Below are 15,732 nucleotides of genomic sequence, written 5' to 3'. Positions count from 1 at the left end.
TGATCCGCCCCCTCAGGGTAATCCCCACCGTCGCATCCGAATCGGTGGAAGATCAGGGAAACACCTGATGTTGCGCGAGGGCGGCGGCGAGCATCATGAATTCATGACCACGACGAGCTTCAGCGACCAGGTCAACGACCTGTGGCGCACGCGCCCAGCACGACTGAGCCACACCGGGAAAATCGCCGGCGTGTGTTCCGGTTTCGGCCACCGGTACCAGGTTGATCCCGTCCTCGTACGCGTGGCGTTCATTGTGTCCGCCTTCTTCGGCGGAGCAGGCATCGTGCTTTACCTCGCCGGGTGGCTGCTGCTTCCGAAAGATGCGGATCAGGCCTCCTCTGGCGAATCACTACTCGGCCGGGGGTCGAGTTCACAATCCCAGGCAAGCACGATCGCGCTCGTTGTTGCCCTTGCCATCGCGGTGAGTATCTTTGCGCCGGTAGGCCTCGGCGCCGGCGGTTCCGGGCTCGTCAGCCTCGCGCTGATGCTCGTTGGCTGGTGGCTGCTCTACCAGCGGCAACCCGCCCCGCCCCCGCTTCCTGGCTACGTGACAGCGTGGACACCGCCGACTGTCCCGCCACACACTTGGGGACAGCCCAGCCCTGGCGCCTGGACACCGCCCCAGCAGACCGCGGAACCCCATGCCGCGCCTCCATCCCCGCATGCCTCCCCACCGGAGCAGTCGTCAGCACCCAGCGCGGCCCAGCCAGCTGCGACGTCCGGGAGCGATGCGACTGCCCACACCGAACGACTGCCCCAGACGCCACCTGCGCCGCCCTCAGCGATGACGACCCGGCCTGCAGGAACAGTTGCGCACGATCTGACCACCACCCGCCACCAGCCACCGTCGTGGGATCCGCTCGGCGTTGCACCATTCGCGTGGGATCTCCCCGAGCCAACTCCCGCCCACCAGCCCGTAGTTGTCAAACCGCGCTCACGCCTGACGGCGGTGACCTTGGGACTCGCGATCATCGTCGCCGCGATTCTGACCGCACTGGCGCTCACTACCGGGGCGACCTGGCTGACTCCTGGACGTATCGGCGCGGCGACGCTCGCTGTCGTTGGTGCCGGACTACTTCTCGGGGCGTTCCGCGGCGTCGGCCACGGACTTGTGCCAGTGGCCGCGCCTCTGGCTGGCTTCGTCATCATCGCGACAATCGCCGCTCCGATCGACTTCTCCTACTTCCAGGCTGGCGTCGGTGAGCGCACATACCAGCCCGCAACGGTCAGTGACCTGCAGCCCGAGTATCGGCTCGGGCTGGGTAGCCTCACCCTCGACCTACGCGATCTCGATCTCACGGAAAGTGCGACTGTCGATGCGTCCGTGGGTATGGGTGAACTGATCGTCCGCGTCCCCGACGACATCAACGTCCGCACCTCATGCGCGGTGCAGATGGGTGAGATGGCCTGCCCCAATCAGGGCCTCTCACTCGGCGCAGGAACTGAAGATGCCCCCGAACTCACGGTCAGTGCCTCGGTGACGACCGGAAAGGTTGAGATCCTCCATGGCTAAAAACCGGAACTCTGACTCTCACAGCAACGGCACCGTAAGCCGGTTTTCACCGCTGCTGCTCCTCACAGCCGCCGGCTCACTGATGGTCAGTGCCTGGGCTCTCGCCGATCCTAGTGGTGATGCGGGTGCCCTGCGCTCTCTCCCCTGGATCCTCATCGCCCTGGCACTCGTCATCGGCCTCGTTCTTGTGCTGGCACCGGTGAATCGCCGGAACAACTGAATAACCATGAGAGGCAAAGAGTTTAGACGGGCCTCTCACGAGGCCGGACTGGCTGGACTCCCCACATCGATGCGTCGCCACGACCACCAGAACGCCAAGGCCGTCAGCCCTGAAGCTCCTGCCGCGAGACCATGCAGCGCAAGATACATGTTGTAATCGAGCACTTCGTCAGGCGCGGTGGGGAGTTCGCTGAGCAGCAGAAGTAGCATGCCAAGCCCTAGCGACACCACCGTGCTCAGCGCTAGGGGCGCCACCACGAAGAGGACTCGCAAAGGATAGCGGCCTGCAGTCACCCGAACCAGCGATCCTCGCTGGACAAGCGCGATAGTGACGAGGCACGCGATACCGAAGGCGACTAGGTCAGCGCCGAGCGTGTCGCTGAATCGGTGCCATTTCGACGTCAGCGTATGCGCACCGATGGCCACAGCGAAGAACGCACCGAAGAACATCGCCACGCCGCGCCACTTGAACGGCACGACGATCAGCAGCGCGAACAGCACCGACATCGCGATCGTCGTATGCCCGCTGGGAAAGCTATTGATCGTGTAGGGCCCAGTGACTTCGATCAACTCTGGACGCGGCAGCACAAATCGTTTGAGCACCTGCGTAATCAGCGACGAGCCCACGATGATCGCTGATGCCGCGATCGCGAGGTCAACGCGCCTGCGCAGCAACGCCATCGCGACGACTAGAAACGAGACAATGGCCAGCGACGTCTCAGTGATGGCGTTCAGGGCAGAATCTGCCTCCACCACCAGCGCGGCGTCAACCTGATCCGCGCCCCGCAACGCGGCATTCTCGATGTAGTGTCCGCGCGACGTCCAAACGAATACCGCATAGGTGACCCAGAATCCCGCAAATGCGAGTATCCCCAGGATGAGCCACTTTGTGCTGCCGGTGACGGGCGGGCCGGTAGTGGTCGGCGCTTGGGCCGATCGCTGAGCGGTAGCCGGTTCGGTCATATTCAGGCCCTATCGCCGCTGTCTTACTCCCACTCGATCGTTCCGGGAGGCTTACTCGTCACGTCGAGAACCACACGATTGACGTCCGCGACCTCGTTGGTGATACGCGTCGAGACACGTTCAAGGACCTCGTAGGGAATCCGAGTCCAATCCGCAGTCATCGCATCTTCGCTACTGACAGGACGCAGCACAATCGGATGCCCGTAGGTGCGGCCGTCCCCCTGTACACCGACACTGCGCACATCAGCAAGAAGAACGACTGGGCACTGCCAGATCTGCCGGTCGAGACCGGCGCTGGTGAGTTCTTCGCGAACGATGGCATCCGCCTGGCGGAGCGTTGCCAGCCGGTCAGCAGTCACCTCCCCCACAATGCGGATCGCCAGGCCGGGGCCCGGGAATGGCTGACGCTGCACAATGTCCTCAGGCAGCCCCAGCTCCCGCCCGACCGCACGCACTTCGTCCTTGAAAAGCAGGCGAAGCGGCTCCACGAGCGTGAACTGGAGATCTTCCGGCAAGCCACCGACATTGTGATGGCTCTTGATGTTGGCGGTCCCGCTGCCGCCTCCCGATTCGACTACGTCGGGGTACAGCGTTCCCTGAACGAGGAAGTCCACAGTATCGCCGTGCGACGCGTTTTCGCCGAGCACTTCTGAGAGAGCACCTTCGAACGACCGAATGAACTCGCGGCCGATGATTTTGCGCTTGGCTTCGGGGTCAGACACCCCAGAAAGCTCGCGGAGGAACGTCGCGGCGGCATCCACCGTCACGAGATTCGCTCCCGTGGCTTTCACGAAATCATGCTCAACCTGCTCGCGCTCCCCTGCACGCAGCAGCCCATGGTCGACGAATACACACGTCAGCCGGTCGCCGATGGCGCGCTGCACAAGTGCTGCCGCCACTGCGGAATCGACACCACCAGAAAGCCCGCAGATCGCGCGACCATCACCAACGTGCTCGCGGACCTGCTCGACGAGCGCCTCGGCGATGTTCGCGGGTGTCCATGCAGGTTCGATGTCGGCGATCTCATGCAGGAACCGGGACAGCACCTGCTGGCCGTGCGGTGAGTGAAGTACCTCCGGGTGATACTGGACGCCCGCAAGTCTCCGTGCCCGGTCCTCAAACGCTGCGACTGGTGCACCTTCACTTGTCGCGGTCACCTCGAACCCCTCCGGCGCACCGGTCACCGCGTCACCATGGCTCATCCAAACCGGCTGGTTCGCGGGAAGTCCGTCGTGCAGCACTCCGCCTGTCACGCTCAGTTGGGTGCGGCCGTATTCACGCGTACCCGTATGCGCGACCTCTCCCCCCAGCGCCTGCGCCATCGCCTGGAAGCCGTAGCAGATACCGAAGACCGGGATCTCAAGGTCAAACAGTGCCGGGTCGAGCGTGGGCGCGCCTTCCGCGTAGACGCTCGATGGCCCGCCAGACAGGACAACCGCCCGCGGGTTCTTCGCCGCGATCTCCGAGATGGAGGCGGTATGCGGTACAACCTCGGAGTAGACGCGCGCTTCGCGCACCCTGCGCGCAATGAGCTGCGCGTACTGGGCACCGAAGTCAATGACGATGACGGGACGGTCCTGGGCGGTTTCAGTCACCCGGACAGTGTAAGCGTTCACGAACAGGTGCCTGCCACACGACTTAACTACCTGAATCATCGCGCAACGGTCGATTGACAGGCCGGAATGGGATTTCAGGTGGTGTAGTCCCGTCCTCACCTCGGCTGTCTTAAGCGGCACCCTCGCCGCGCGGGAGTGTCGGCCATCCGAGAGCGGCGGGAGCATGAGCTGGCACCGCTGGGTGACGTGGAGGGATCGGGTCCAGCCGCTGGTAGGGCTGCCCCTGCGGCGGGCGCAGGTCCTGCTCACCTTTGTTCGGCCACAACGAGGCCGCACGTTCGGCTTGCGCCGAGATTGTGAGCGAGGGGTTGACGCCCAAGTTCGCCGACACCGCCGCGCCGTCAGCCACGTGCAGCGTCGGGTACCCGTACACGCGGTGATAGGGATCGATCACGCCGTGGTCCGGGCTTTCTCCAATTGCGGCGCCGCCAAGAAAATGAGCAGTGAGCGGGATGTTGAACACCTCGGACCACGTACCACCAGCGACGCCGCCGATCTTCTCCGCGATGCGGCGGCACGCCTCATTGCCTACGGGAATCCAGGTCGGGTTGGGTTCACCGTGGCCTTGCTTGCTGGTCAGCTTCCGGCCCAGCACGCCACGTTTCGTGTAGGTGGTAATCGAGTTGTCGAGATGTTGCATGACCAGGGCGATGATGGTGCGCTCACTCCAGTTGCGCACCGTCAGAACCCGCGCGAACTGGACTGGATGCCGCAGCACTGCGAAAACAAACTTCAGCCAGCGTGGAACGCGACCGCCACCGTCGACCATCAGCGTCTGCAGCATGCCCATGGCGTTCGAGCCCTTGCCGTAGCGCACCGGCTCGATGTGAGTATCCGCTGTGGGGTGGAAAGACGACGTGATCGCGACGCCCTGTGTCAGGTCCATGTCGGGGTCGACCTTGTATTTTGCCGCGCCGACGATCGATTCTGAGTTGGTGCGCGTCAGCACACCGAGCCTGGGCGACAGGTTCGGCAACCGGCCCTCATCGCGCAGCTTGAACAGCAGGTTCTGTGTCCCCCATGTTCCTGCCGCGAAGACGACCTGCCCAGCAGTGAAGGCTTTCGGATGCTTGCGCACCCAGGCGCCGGTGCGCTGCGTTTCCACATTCCATCTGCCGTCATCCTGCCGAGTCAGACCTGTGACGGTTGTCAGCGGGAAAACACGCGTCCCCGCGTTTTCCGCGAGTGCGAGATAATTCTTCACCAGGGTGTTCTTGGCCCCAACTCGGCACCCTGTCATGCAGGAACCGCATTCGGTGCATCCGGTGCGCTCGGGACCTACGCCCCCGAAGTAAGGGTCGGGCACTTTCTGGCCGGGTTCGCCTAGGTAGACACCTACGGGTGTGTGCACGAACGTGCCCCCGACACCCATATCGTCAGCCACTTCCTTCATCACATGATCCGCTGGGGTCATATGAGGGAAGCGCACTACTCCCAGCATGCGCTGCGCCTGGTCGTAATGCGGTGCGAGTTCCTCACGCCAATTTGTGATGCCAGACCATTGCTGATCGTTGAAAAACGGGTCGCCGGGCACGTACAGCGTGTTCGCGTAATTGAGGGAACCGCCACCCACGCCCGCGCCACCGAGAATCATGACGTCACGCAGGAGGTGCATGCGCTGGATGCCGTAGCAGCCTAGCTTCGGCGCCCACAGAAATTTGCGGACGTCCCAGCTAGTCTTCGGAAACTGGTCATCTTCGAAGCGGCGGCCAGCCTCGAGGACAGCCACTTTGTATCCCTTTTCGGCAAGCCGCAGCGCTGTGACGCTGCCACCGAAGCCGGACCCGACGATCACCACATCGAAGTCGAGTGAATTTCTGCTGGCCACGCTGCCACCTCCGCATCACGGGAATCTGGCTCAAGTGTGACGCAACGCAAAAGCTGCCGCTCGTGAAGGTTTACCTAAGATGCCGCGCCGTCAGTAGCGAACTGTGAGGCCAACTTTCTGAAACTCTTTCAAGTCCGAGTAGCCTGCCTTGGCCATCGACCTTCGCAGGCCCGCGACCACATTCAGATAGCCGGACGGATCGTCGGAAGGCCCGTTGAGCACTTTCTCCAGGCTAACCTGCTCGTCCGGCTCCGACATCTGCACGACCGATCCCCGCGGCATAGATGGGTGTGCGGCGACAGCTGGCCAGTACCAGCCTCGTCCGGGAGCTTCTTTCGCGGCAGTCAGCATCGTGCCAAGCATGACGGCGTCAGCACCGCACGCAATAGCCTTCGCGATGTCACCCGAACAATGAATGTCACCATCCGCGATGACGTGGACGTAGCGGCCTCCGGTTTCGTCGAGATACTCCCTGCGAGCGGCAGCGGCATCCGCGATCGCGGTCGCCATCGGAACGCCGATACCGAGGACCTCATGCGTTGTCGTCGCGGCAGAGGCGCCGTATCCGACGATGACGCCTGCCGCTCCTGTCCGCATGAGGTGCAACGCCGTTCGGTGATCGCTCACACCTCCGGCGACCACTGGCACGTCGAGTTCGGCGATGAAGCTCTTCAGGTTCAGCGGCTCATTGCTCGAGACGTGCTCGGCGGAGATGATCGTCCCCTGAATCACCAGCAGGTCGATACCTGCCTGCACCAGAATCGGCGTGAGTTCCCGCGCCTTCTGGGGACTGACCCGCACGGCTGTCGTCACCCCGGCATCACGCACTTCAGCGACTGCCGCCGCGAGCAACTCCGGCTGCAACGGCGCAGCGTGCAGCTCCTGCAACATCCTGATCGCTTCTGCCGGGCCGTCCTTGCCAGCGGCCCGCTCGGTGAGCTGGCCAATTTTGCTGTCAACATCGCGGTGCCGCCCCAGCAGCCCTTCAGCGTTGAGAACCGCGAGGCCACCCAGCCGACTCAGTTCGATCGCGAACGCCGGGGACGTGATTGCATCGCTCGGGTGCGCCAGCAGCGGAATGCCGAATCGGTAGGCGTCGAGTTGCCACGCTGTAGAGACTTCCTTGGCGGAGCGCGTGCGCCGTGAGGGTACGACGCTTACGTCTGCCAGCCCGTACGTGCGGCGGGCAGATCTGCCCATACCAATCTCAACGTGGTCGTGCACGCGCGTCCCTTCTCTACTCAAGTGCATGGAGGGGCGTTGCGCCCCGAACCGTACTTCAACCTACTACTGCTGAGCTCAGCGAACTGTGTAGTTAGGTGCCTCTACGGTCATTGTGATGTCGTGCGGGTGGCTTTCTTTGAGTCCCGCAGCCGTGATCTGCACAAACCGGGCCTGCTGGAGCTGCTCGATCGTGTTCGCACCCGTGTAGCCCATCGCTGCCCGCAGACCCCCGACGAGCTGGTGCGTCACTGAGCTGAGTGGGCCACGGTACGGGACACGTCCTTCGATGCCTTCGGGGACGAGCTTGTCCTCAGACAGCACGTCGTCCTGGAAGTACCGGTCCTTAGAGAAGCTCCGTGCCTCACCGGCCTGCCCGCGTCCCTGCATCGCGCCCAGAGAGCCCATCCCTCGGTAGCTCTTGAACTGCTTGCCGTTGACGAAGATCAGTTCGCCTGGCGACTCGGCAGTACCGGCGAGCAGCGAACCAAGCATCGCGGTCGACGCACCCGCAGCGAGAGCCTTCGCGATATCCCCGGAGAACTGCAAGCCACCATCCGCGATGACCGGAATACCGGAGGGACGGCAGGCTGCGACGGCCTCGAGGATGGCTGTCACTTGTGGAGCACCCACACCAGCCACAACGCGGGTGGTACAGATCGAACCGGGGCCGACGCCTACCTTCACCGCGTCCGCGCCCGCGTCGACAAGCGCCTTCGCGGCTTCGCGCGTCGCGACGTTGCCACCGATGACGTCGATGGTCTCGCCAGCCTCAGCCTTGAGTTTGCTCACAGTCTCGAGAACGCGCCGGTTGTGCGCATGCGCGGTGTCGACGATCAGGACGTCCACTCCCGCGTCGATGAGTTGCATCGACCGCGTCCAGGAATCATCTCCAACGCCGACAGCGGCGCCGACGAGGAGGCGGCCATCGGTGTCTTTCGTCGCGTCAGGGAACTGTTCGGTCTTGACGAAATCTTTGACGGTGATGAGGCCACGGAGCGCGCCCTCTCCATCAACAATCGGGAGCTTTTCGATCTTGTGGCGGCGCAGCAGGCCAAGTGCTGCTTCCGCCGTGACCCCCTCGCGCGCGGTGATCAGCGGCATCCTCGTCATGACTTCGGACACCGGCCGGCGCATATCCACCTCGAAGCGCATGTCGCGATTCGTGATGATGCCGAGCAGTTGCCCCGAATCGTCTACGACCGGCAGACCCGAGATGCGGAACCTGGCACACATTGCGTCGACATCCGCAAGGGTGTCGGACGGGCCACAGGTAACGGGATCGGTCACCATGCCCGCTTCGGACCGCTTGACGGTCTCGACTTGAGCAGCCTGCGCTTCTGGTGACAGGTTGCGGTGGAGAACGCCCAGACCGCCCGCGCGTGCCATGGCAATCGCCATCCGCGCTTCGGTTACCGTGTCCATCGCCGAACTCACCAGCGGGACTCGCAGCCGAATGCGCTTCGTCAGCTGACTTGAGGTGTCAACCTGACTGGGTATGACGTCGGACGCTGCGGGGAGGAGCAGAACGTCATCGAACGTCAGCCCGAGCATGGCGATCTTGCCGGGGTCATCTCCGCCTATGTGAGCACGCTGTGCCAGGGTGGTCATGCCGAGCGGCCTTCCTTCGTGTGCTTGTTGCCCCGCCGGACTTTGCCCCGGGAACTTGCTGAGAGTTGCCGAAACGGACACCATACCCCCGCTGCGAGCAGCCCTGCATTTCTCTCCATGATAGAGGGCTCGAGCGACTGCTCTTAACACCCAAGGAGCGGCGTCAGTCTCAGTCAACCCACAGCAAATTCATAGCGAACGCCCGGTGCTCACTGACGCCGCGGATGTCATGATGAAGTGCACACCAGAGGCACGCCGCGCTGAGTTCACGCGCACACACCAGTTCGGCGGCGCATTCCCGAGCCTTCAGCACGGTCGAAAAACGCTGCTGGGAAGAAAAATTTCGCATTGGATTGCCCCAACGCGGCCGAACCGGTGGCGAAGATGGGTGACTTCTCAGTACGGTAGTGACGTGCGCGATCAACTTCCACCTGGTTTACCGCCGGATCCTTTCGCAGACGATCCGCAAGATCCGGCTGCGGCACTGGACTCCCTTGATCCTGGGCAGCCTCTTGACCCGCACGAACGAATGGCGATAGAGGAAGACCTCCAGGACCTCGCGGTGTATGAGGCCCTGCTTGCTCATCGGGGTATCCGTGGCCTCGTCGTGTGCTGTGACGACTGCCAGAAGGATCACTTCCACGATTGGGACATGCTCCGCGCCAATCTTCTCCAGTTGCTGACAGACGGCACCGTGCGGCCTCACGAGCCTGCGTTCGATCCGAATCCTGATGCCTACGTCACATGGGACTATTGCCGCGGCTACGCGGACGGCGTCATGAGTGACATCTCACCCCAGAATCGTGGCGTTTACCGATCGTGGCTCCAAGGCGGTCGGGAGATCTGAGTTTTCCCATATAACACGTAAAACGTGGCCCCCGAATCGTACTTCGGGGGCCACGTTTGTGTGGGTTGGCTTGAAACGACCCCGGGAATGCCTGGGTCAGCCGTCAGGGTCAGTTTCCGGGACGTAGTCGCGGATCATCCGGCAGCAACGGGAGCTGATCGAGAATCGAGGGCACGTCCACGGTCGGCTCCGACGTCACCGTGGGCTGCAGCCCCGTCGGCACCCGGCCCGGCGTTGTCGTCGGGACAGTTGTGGTCGGCTCGGCTGTGGGAGCCGCTGTGGTCGTCGGCGGCTGCGTCGTCTCCGGCGGCGGCGGAGGCGGGACCTCAACCGGCGGGAGCCGCAGGATCTCCGGCGGGATCGTCACCTCAGGCGGCGGCTCTACCGGTAGTTGCGGCTGCGGGATGAACGGCGGCAGCGGGAATTCGGTTATCGGCGGGAGCGGAACTGTTCTGAACACCTCAGGATCGAAGGTGAACATGGGCAGCTCGACCGGCGGGGGTTCTGTCGCCCGAGTCGATTCTGGACCAGTTGTTCGTTTCGGTGTGGTCGTCACCGGTGCAACGTCGGCGCGGTCGGGATGCCTTTCGACCCGCTCACTAAGACTCTGGAACTTCTCACTGAGTTCGTCCTGGTCACGTCCACCGACGGAGCCAAGCTGCGGCCCTACCGAATCCAGGATCTCCTTGGCGCGCTCAACATCGCCACTTTCGAGCGCGCGTTCAGCCTGATCGAGTTCGCTGCGGAGGCTCGCAATCATCACAGTTGTCTCATCGGCACCGTGAATCGCCTGGCGGAAACCCCATAGCGGGTCACCCGGCTGCGCGCTCTGCGAGATCACAGCGACACCGCCGATGACGAATGCAGCCGCGGCCGCAACCCCCGCCACAGAGGTCATCCATCGGGCTGGACGACGCGACTTGTGCACGAGAAGAGGCTGGACCACACCCGAATCAATGACAACGCGCTCCACCTCATCGAGGTCAGGGCCTGCAGGCATCGGCGCCGCAACAACGTCATTGCGCCATTCCAGCAAGAGCGCCGCTAGCTCGCGCTCGTCTTCGGTTGCAGAGTCGGCGACACTGCCCTGTGAAAGTGCGTCCAGAAATGCATCATCGTGAAGCAAGTCGCTGATGTCGGGCACGCCGGATTCCTCACCCGGCAAACCTCTGCCCATCAGTCCCTCATTCGCACGGCTGGCGCCGTCTCCAGTATTTTTGCTATGTCTGTCGCGCCTAGCCATCGATGTCACCCACTCTCCCCATCGCCTTCTTGAGCTTCGCCAAGGCACGGTGCTGCGCTACCCGCACGGCACCTGCGGTACTTCCAACAATTTCCGCGGCTTCTTGAGCTGAGACGCCTTCGATGACGCGGAGGATGAGGATTTCTCGCTGTTCTGGAGAGAGTGAATTCAGTAGCTCTTGAACCCGTCGGGACGATTCGCTGAGCAGCGCATGGTCCTCTGGGCCATCGTCGCCCGACGCGAAATCCGGCATATCCTCGGTGGGATCTTGCCTATTCCGCGCAGAACTCCGGTGCGCATCGGCAACTTTGTGTGCAGCAATGCCGTACACGAAAGACATGAACGGGCGACCCTGGTCCTGATACCGGGGCAATGCCGTCATGACCGCCATGCACACCTCCTGCGCCACATCGTCCGCGGACACATGCCCGCGTTCTCCGATGCCAACCCGAGCCCGGCAGTAGCGAACTACCGCGGGCCGTATTGCCTCCAAAACAGTCGAGAGGGCAACCCTGTCGCCGCGGCCTGCGGCTGCAACGGCAAGGCTAAGATCCTCATCTGACAACTTCATCGCCAGATGAGGGGACGGCGTTACAGGGGCCGGTGCGGCTTCCTTCGCGCCATCTTCGGAGGCAAGATCGTGTGCTTCAGACATTCGATAGGGCCGCGCTATGTGGTTGCCGAGGTCGCTTCGGTACTTATACGACAATACCGGCCCCCTCTGACACCATTGGCCGAACGCCAAGGCGGGACACACAATGCGGCGTTTTGGCGGTGTGAACGCTCATACGAAGGCTCCTCCTCTTCTATGAAGAACACGTTCGAATGCGTCCTTTCGTTCATCCGCGCCGGATTCACCGGGTATCAAACATGCAGCTGCCCAGGCGAGAGGGTACAGCCCGTGTATCTCGGACGCGTAAAGGCAACGCCACGCCAGGCTGGACGCGCCCCGCGTGTCCCCCGTCGCGCTCAACGCGGCCGCGACCATGAGTTCCGACTTGATCTGGTGGCGCAGTGAAGCGCACGTCCGCGCACGATCGAGGGCTGATTCCGCGTATCGCCGTCCGGCCGTGCCCGCACCTGAGTAAAGCGCGAGTTCGCAGCGCACCCAATCACGCCGCACCCATTGCCGCCACAGATGTCTACTGTCGCCAACATCACATCGCTCCAGCTCCTCGTCGAGGCGCTCCAGCAGCCGACCCGCGACAGCCAGACGCCAGGCACCGATCGCATCAGCCGCCAGGCCTGTTATCGCGTCACACCATGCTTCCGCAATTTGGCACTTCGCACCATCCGCCGCCCGAACGACAGTGGTGTCACCGGCCGTCGTGGCGAGTTGCAGTGCCCGCCCATCGAGTGTCGCGGCTGCGGCATATCTGCCTAGCTGGCGCTGCAACGATGCCATTGTGCTGAGGCTCAGGGATCTGACTGCCCGATCCCCGGGCTGCCCCAGACTCCCCAGTGGAGTGCGCACGTTCTCCACTAACTGAGCCTGCGCTGCCGCATAGAAGCCTGCCGCACCCAGTGCGACTCCACGCAGCCACTGACGTTCGGCCGTATCAGCGCGCGCAAACGGAGGCAAAACCGGCGTCGCCCCGAAGGCAACACAGGCGAGGCTGTTAGGGGCCACGTGCCTGCGTGTCATCGGGCCTCCTGTCTGCAAATCCGTTTCTGCGCAATGCGGTCACACTCCGCGCAGACGTCTTTAATGAGTAATTCTCTTCACGCCATGTTCACACTTCCGTCAACAGAGTTTAATCTTTCCGTGGCAATTGAACTCCATAAACTGCGGATTGGTTGATGTGACATTCCTCAATCAGAAGTCGACCAGAAATTGTGTGCGCAGGCAACCTTGACCTAGCAGCTCTGACCCCCGGACCTGGATAAACACACCATAACTGCAGCTTCTGAAAACTTGTCAGTCATTCGGACGACAATCGTCCAGCGATTTATCTCACAAGGGGATCCCACAAAGCGGAACGGATACTAACAGGGTGTGATGTCCCGGGCTTGACGAGAATTCTAAACGGCGCCTAATGTGAGGATCCGTTCACCGAGTACAGAATCTTTTAACTCAGGTGCGGGGATTGCCCGGGCGCAATTCGGGCGCATACGACAAGGAGGCACAATGCCGCAGCCCCACCAGCTCCCAGGGCCGGTCGATGACCGTTGGGATTGGCAACGGCAGGGCCTGTGCCGCGGGGTGGATTCCTCTGTTTTCTTCCATCCTGACGGTGAGCGCGGCCGAGCACGGCTCGAGCGTGAACGGCGCGCCAAAGCGCTCTGCCGCGAATGCCCAGTTCTCGCCCAGTGCCGAGAGCATGCACTCACTGTTGGTGAGCCATATGGGATCTGGGGCGGCATGTCCGAATCAGAACGTATGCACGTGATGAAGGTCTCACGCTCACAGCGCATCGCCTGACCGAACGTCGACAAATTCGTAGCGAAGAATCAACAAAACGTGCCCGGCCATCCAAAGCGATGACCGGGCACGAATCGTGGGGATTTAGTGGCTGTGGCCGTGGCCGTGAGCCTCTGGTTCCGCCGCCTCGGGCTTCTCGACGATGGCGCTCTCAGTCGTCAGCACCATTCGTGCAACAGACGCAGCATTGATCACCGCACTGCGGGTCACCTTCACGGGGTCGATTACCCCCTGTGCGACGAGATCGCCATACTCCAGCGTCGCGGCATTGAAGCCGTGACCCACGGGCAGATCTTCTACCTTGGATGCCACGACAGAGCCGTCGAGGCCAGCGTTGCGGGCAATCCATTTCAGCGGCTCGGCAAGAGCCTCATACACCACACGAACGCCGACTGCCGCGTCGCCTGTCAGGCCCAAGTCGCCTGCAAGGGCGGAGCGCGCCTGGACGAGAGCGCTACCGCCGCCTGGAACGATGCCCTCTTCGACAGCCGCCTTCGCAGCGTGCACCGCATCTTCAACCCGGTGCTTACGTTCACGCAGTTCAGTTTCCGTGGCCGCACCGACCCGGATCACCGCGATAGCACCAGCGAGCTTCGCGAGACGCTCTTCGAGCTTCTCGCGGTCCCAGTCAGAGTCGGCGTTGTCGATTTCGCGCCGCAACTGATTTGCCCGGTCAGCGATCGCTTCATCAGTGCCACCGCCGTCGACGATCGTGGTGCTGTCCTTCGTCACTACCACACGCCGTGCGTGGCCCAGCAACTCCAGGCCAGCGTCCTTGAGCGTCAAACCAACATCGGAATTGATGACCTGTCCGCCGGTCACGACAGCGAGATCTTCCAGGAAGGCCTTGCGGCGGTCCCCGAAGAACGGCGCCTTCACAGCAACGGCCTTCAGTGTCTTACGCACCGCGTTGACGACCAATGTGGAGAGCGGTTCGCCTTCCACATCTTCCGCGACAATCAGTACTGGCTTGCTGGTTCCGGCGACCTTCTCGAGAAGGGGCAGGAAGTCCGGCAGTGAGCTGATCTTGTCCCGGTACAGCAAAATGTGAACGTCCTCGAGAACAGCTTCCTGCGCATCAAGGTCGGTGATGAAGTACGGCGACAGGAAGCCCTTGTCGAACTGCACACCCTCTGTGACATGGAGGTCAGTCAGCAGCGACGATGACTCTTCCACCGTGACAACACCGTCGACGCCGACCTTGGTCATGGCCTGGCCGACCATGTTCCCGATCTCCTCGTCACGTGAAGAAACCGTCGCCACCTGGGCAATCCCCGACTCACCTTCGACGGGTGTCGCGGTCGCGACAAGCTGCTCCGCGATCGCTTCTGCCGCCTTACCGATACCGATACCGAGGGACATCGGGTTGGCACCTGCTGCCACGTTGCGTATACCGGCGCTGATGATCGCCTGCGCCAGAACGGTTGCTGTGGTCGTCCCGTCACCCGCGACATCGTTGGTTTTGGTTGCGACGCTCTTCACCAACTGAGCGCCGAGGTTTTCAAACGGATCTTCAAGGTCGATGTCCTTGGCAATCGTCACACCGTCGTTGGTGACGACCGGACCACCGAACGCCTTGGCGAGGACAACGTGACGACCACGCGGCCCAAGTGTCACTTTTACCGCGTCAGCGAGCGCATCCACACCACGCTCTAGCGCGCGACGCGCATTTTCATTGAATTTAATCTGCTTCGACATGTCGGTCTCTGTGCTCCTGAGATTGCGGGCGGACGTTCTCAGTGGGAGACCCGCCCATGGATGCCCGACCGCCCCGGTCCCAATAGTTCAATGACTTGGGCGCCGGGGCGGTCAGTAGTGTCAGATCGGCAGATGCGTCACTTCGACACGACTGCGAGGACGTCACGCGCCGACAGGATCAGGTACTCCTCACCGGAGTACTTGATTTCGGTGCCGCCGTACTTGCTGTAAATCACGACGTCGCCTTCTTTGACGTCGAGCGGGATGCGCTTTGCGCCACTCTCATCCCAGCGGCCGGGCCCGACTGCAATAACGGTGCCCTCCTGCGGCTTTTCCTTAGCGGTATCAGGAATAACCAGACCGGAGGCGGTAGTCGTCTCGGCCTCGTTAGCCTGAACGAGGATCTTGTCCTCGAGCGGCTTGATGTTCACGCTCGCCACGATGAACCCTCCACATTTGCGATGGTGTCCGGTTTGACGACCGGACGGCTTGGTTCGTTCTACGATTCGCGACACTTCTTCGAGCCCCGTCGTCGCGGGTGCCGGGACCAA

Annotated in this window: 14 protein-coding genes; 4 read left to right on the top strand and 10 right to left on the bottom strand. The window is 62.5% G+C overall.

The annotated features are described in order from the left end of the window. Positions 1-103 precede the first annotated feature (103 nt). Both FHU29_RS20350 and FHU29_RS20345 read left to right on the top strand, forming a co-directional pair. On the top strand, positions 104-1,513 hold the full coding sequence (locus FHU29_RS20350) for a PspC domain-containing protein (protein ID WP_064438666.1): 1,410 nt from the start codon (positions 104-106) through the stop codon (positions 1,511-1,513). Next, positions 1,506-1,733, top strand: a complete 228-nt coding sequence (locus FHU29_RS20345; RefSeq protein WP_064438326.1) for a hypothetical protein — start codon at positions 1,506-1,508, stop codon at positions 1,731-1,733. Before FHU29_RS20350 ends, FHU29_RS20345 begins: the two co-directional genes overlap by 8 nt. A gap of 35 nt (positions 1,734-1,768) precedes the next feature. Here the strand turns inward: FHU29_RS20345 and FHU29_RS20340 are convergent, their stop codons facing one another. The 5 genes from FHU29_RS20340 to guaB all read right to left on the bottom strand — a co-directional run bounded on the left by FHU29_RS20340 (position 1,769) and on the right by guaB (position 8,971). Beyond that, on the bottom strand, positions 1,769-2,695 hold the full coding sequence (locus FHU29_RS20340) for a phosphatase PAP2 family protein (RefSeq protein ID WP_083962053.1): 927 nt from the start codon (positions 2,693-2,695) through the stop codon (positions 1,769-1,771). Between the two features lie 23 nt (positions 2,696-2,718). Further along, positions 2,719-4,350 (bottom strand): glutamine-hydrolyzing GMP synthase, encoded by a 1,632-nt coding sequence (gene guaA / locus FHU29_RS20335; protein WP_260152980.1) that lies wholly within the window; start codon positions 4,348-4,350, stop codon positions 2,719-2,721. A gap of 70 nt (positions 4,351-4,420) precedes the next feature. Then, the gene (locus FHU29_RS20330; protein WP_064438327.1) at positions 4,421-6,139 is read right to left on the bottom strand and encodes an FAD-dependent oxidoreductase; all 1,719 of its coding nucleotides are present in this window, start codon (positions 6,137-6,139) and stop codon (positions 4,421-4,423) included. 90 nt (positions 6,140-6,229) lie between these two features. Next, positions 6,230-7,390, bottom strand: a complete 1,161-nt coding sequence (locus tag FHU29_RS20325) for a GuaB3 family IMP dehydrogenase-related protein (protein ID WP_064438328.1) — start codon at positions 7,388-7,390, stop codon at positions 6,230-6,232. A 48-nt stretch (positions 7,391-7,438) separates the two neighbouring features. Beyond that, a complete protein-coding gene (gene guaB / locus FHU29_RS20320; protein WP_064438329.1) occupies positions 7,439-8,971 on the bottom strand; it encodes an IMP dehydrogenase in 1,533 nt (510 codons plus the stop codon). Positions 8,972-9,383: 412 nt separating this feature from the next. Here guaB and FHU29_RS20315 point away from each other — a divergent pair, with 412 nt between their 5' ends. After that, on the top strand, positions 9,384-9,818 hold the full coding sequence (locus tag FHU29_RS20315) for a DUF5319 domain-containing protein (protein WP_013808815.1): 435 nt from the start codon (positions 9,384-9,386) through the stop codon (positions 9,816-9,818). Between the two features lie 109 nt (positions 9,819-9,927). On the opposite strand, the gene FHU29_RS20310 is transcribed toward FHU29_RS20315, so the two are convergent. From FHU29_RS20310 to FHU29_RS20300, 3 genes are all read right to left on the bottom strand, one after another. Then, a complete protein-coding gene (locus tag FHU29_RS20310) occupies positions 9,928-10,995 on the bottom strand; it encodes an anti-sigma-D factor RsdA (protein ID WP_064438330.1) in 1,068 nt (355 codons plus the stop codon). Between the two features lie 58 nt (positions 10,996-11,053). Next, positions 11,054-11,632, bottom strand: coding sequence for a sigma-70 family RNA polymerase sigma factor (locus FHU29_RS20305; protein WP_064438669.1), 579 nt, complete (start codon positions 11,630-11,632; stop codon positions 11,054-11,056). A 213-nt stretch (positions 11,633-11,845) separates the two neighbouring features. Further along, positions 11,846-12,706, bottom strand: coding sequence for a hypothetical protein (locus tag FHU29_RS20300; protein ID WP_064438331.1), 861 nt, complete (start codon positions 12,704-12,706; stop codon positions 11,846-11,848). Between the two features lie 483 nt (positions 12,707-13,189). On the opposite strand from FHU29_RS20300, the gene FHU29_RS20295 reads away from it, so the two are divergent. Beyond that, positions 13,190-13,483 (top strand): WhiB family transcriptional regulator, encoded by a 294-nt coding sequence (locus FHU29_RS20295; RefSeq protein WP_064438332.1) that lies wholly within the window; start codon positions 13,190-13,192, stop codon positions 13,481-13,483. Between the two features lie 84 nt (positions 13,484-13,567). Here FHU29_RS20295 and groL read toward each other — a convergent pair whose 3' ends face one another. Next, positions 13,568-15,181: a chaperonin GroEL gene (gene groL / locus FHU29_RS20290; protein ID WP_064438333.1), complete on the bottom strand. Its 1,614-nt coding sequence runs from the start codon at positions 15,179-15,181 to the stop codon at positions 13,568-13,570. Positions 15,182-15,318: 137 nt separating this feature from the next. Then, a complete protein-coding gene (gene groES / locus FHU29_RS20285; RefSeq protein WP_013808821.1) occupies positions 15,319-15,621 on the bottom strand; it encodes a co-chaperone GroES in 303 nt (100 codons plus the stop codon). Between the last annotated feature and the right edge of the window lie 111 nt (positions 15,622-15,732).

The sequence above is a fragment of the Hoyosella altamirensis genome, from assembly GCF_014191505.1.
Classification (GTDB): domain Bacteria; phylum Actinomycetota; class Actinomycetes; order Mycobacteriales; family Mycobacteriaceae; genus Hoyosella; species Hoyosella altamirensis.
Note: the sequence above shows the minus strand (reverse complement) of the source record. Positions and strands in the feature narration are given on the sequence as shown.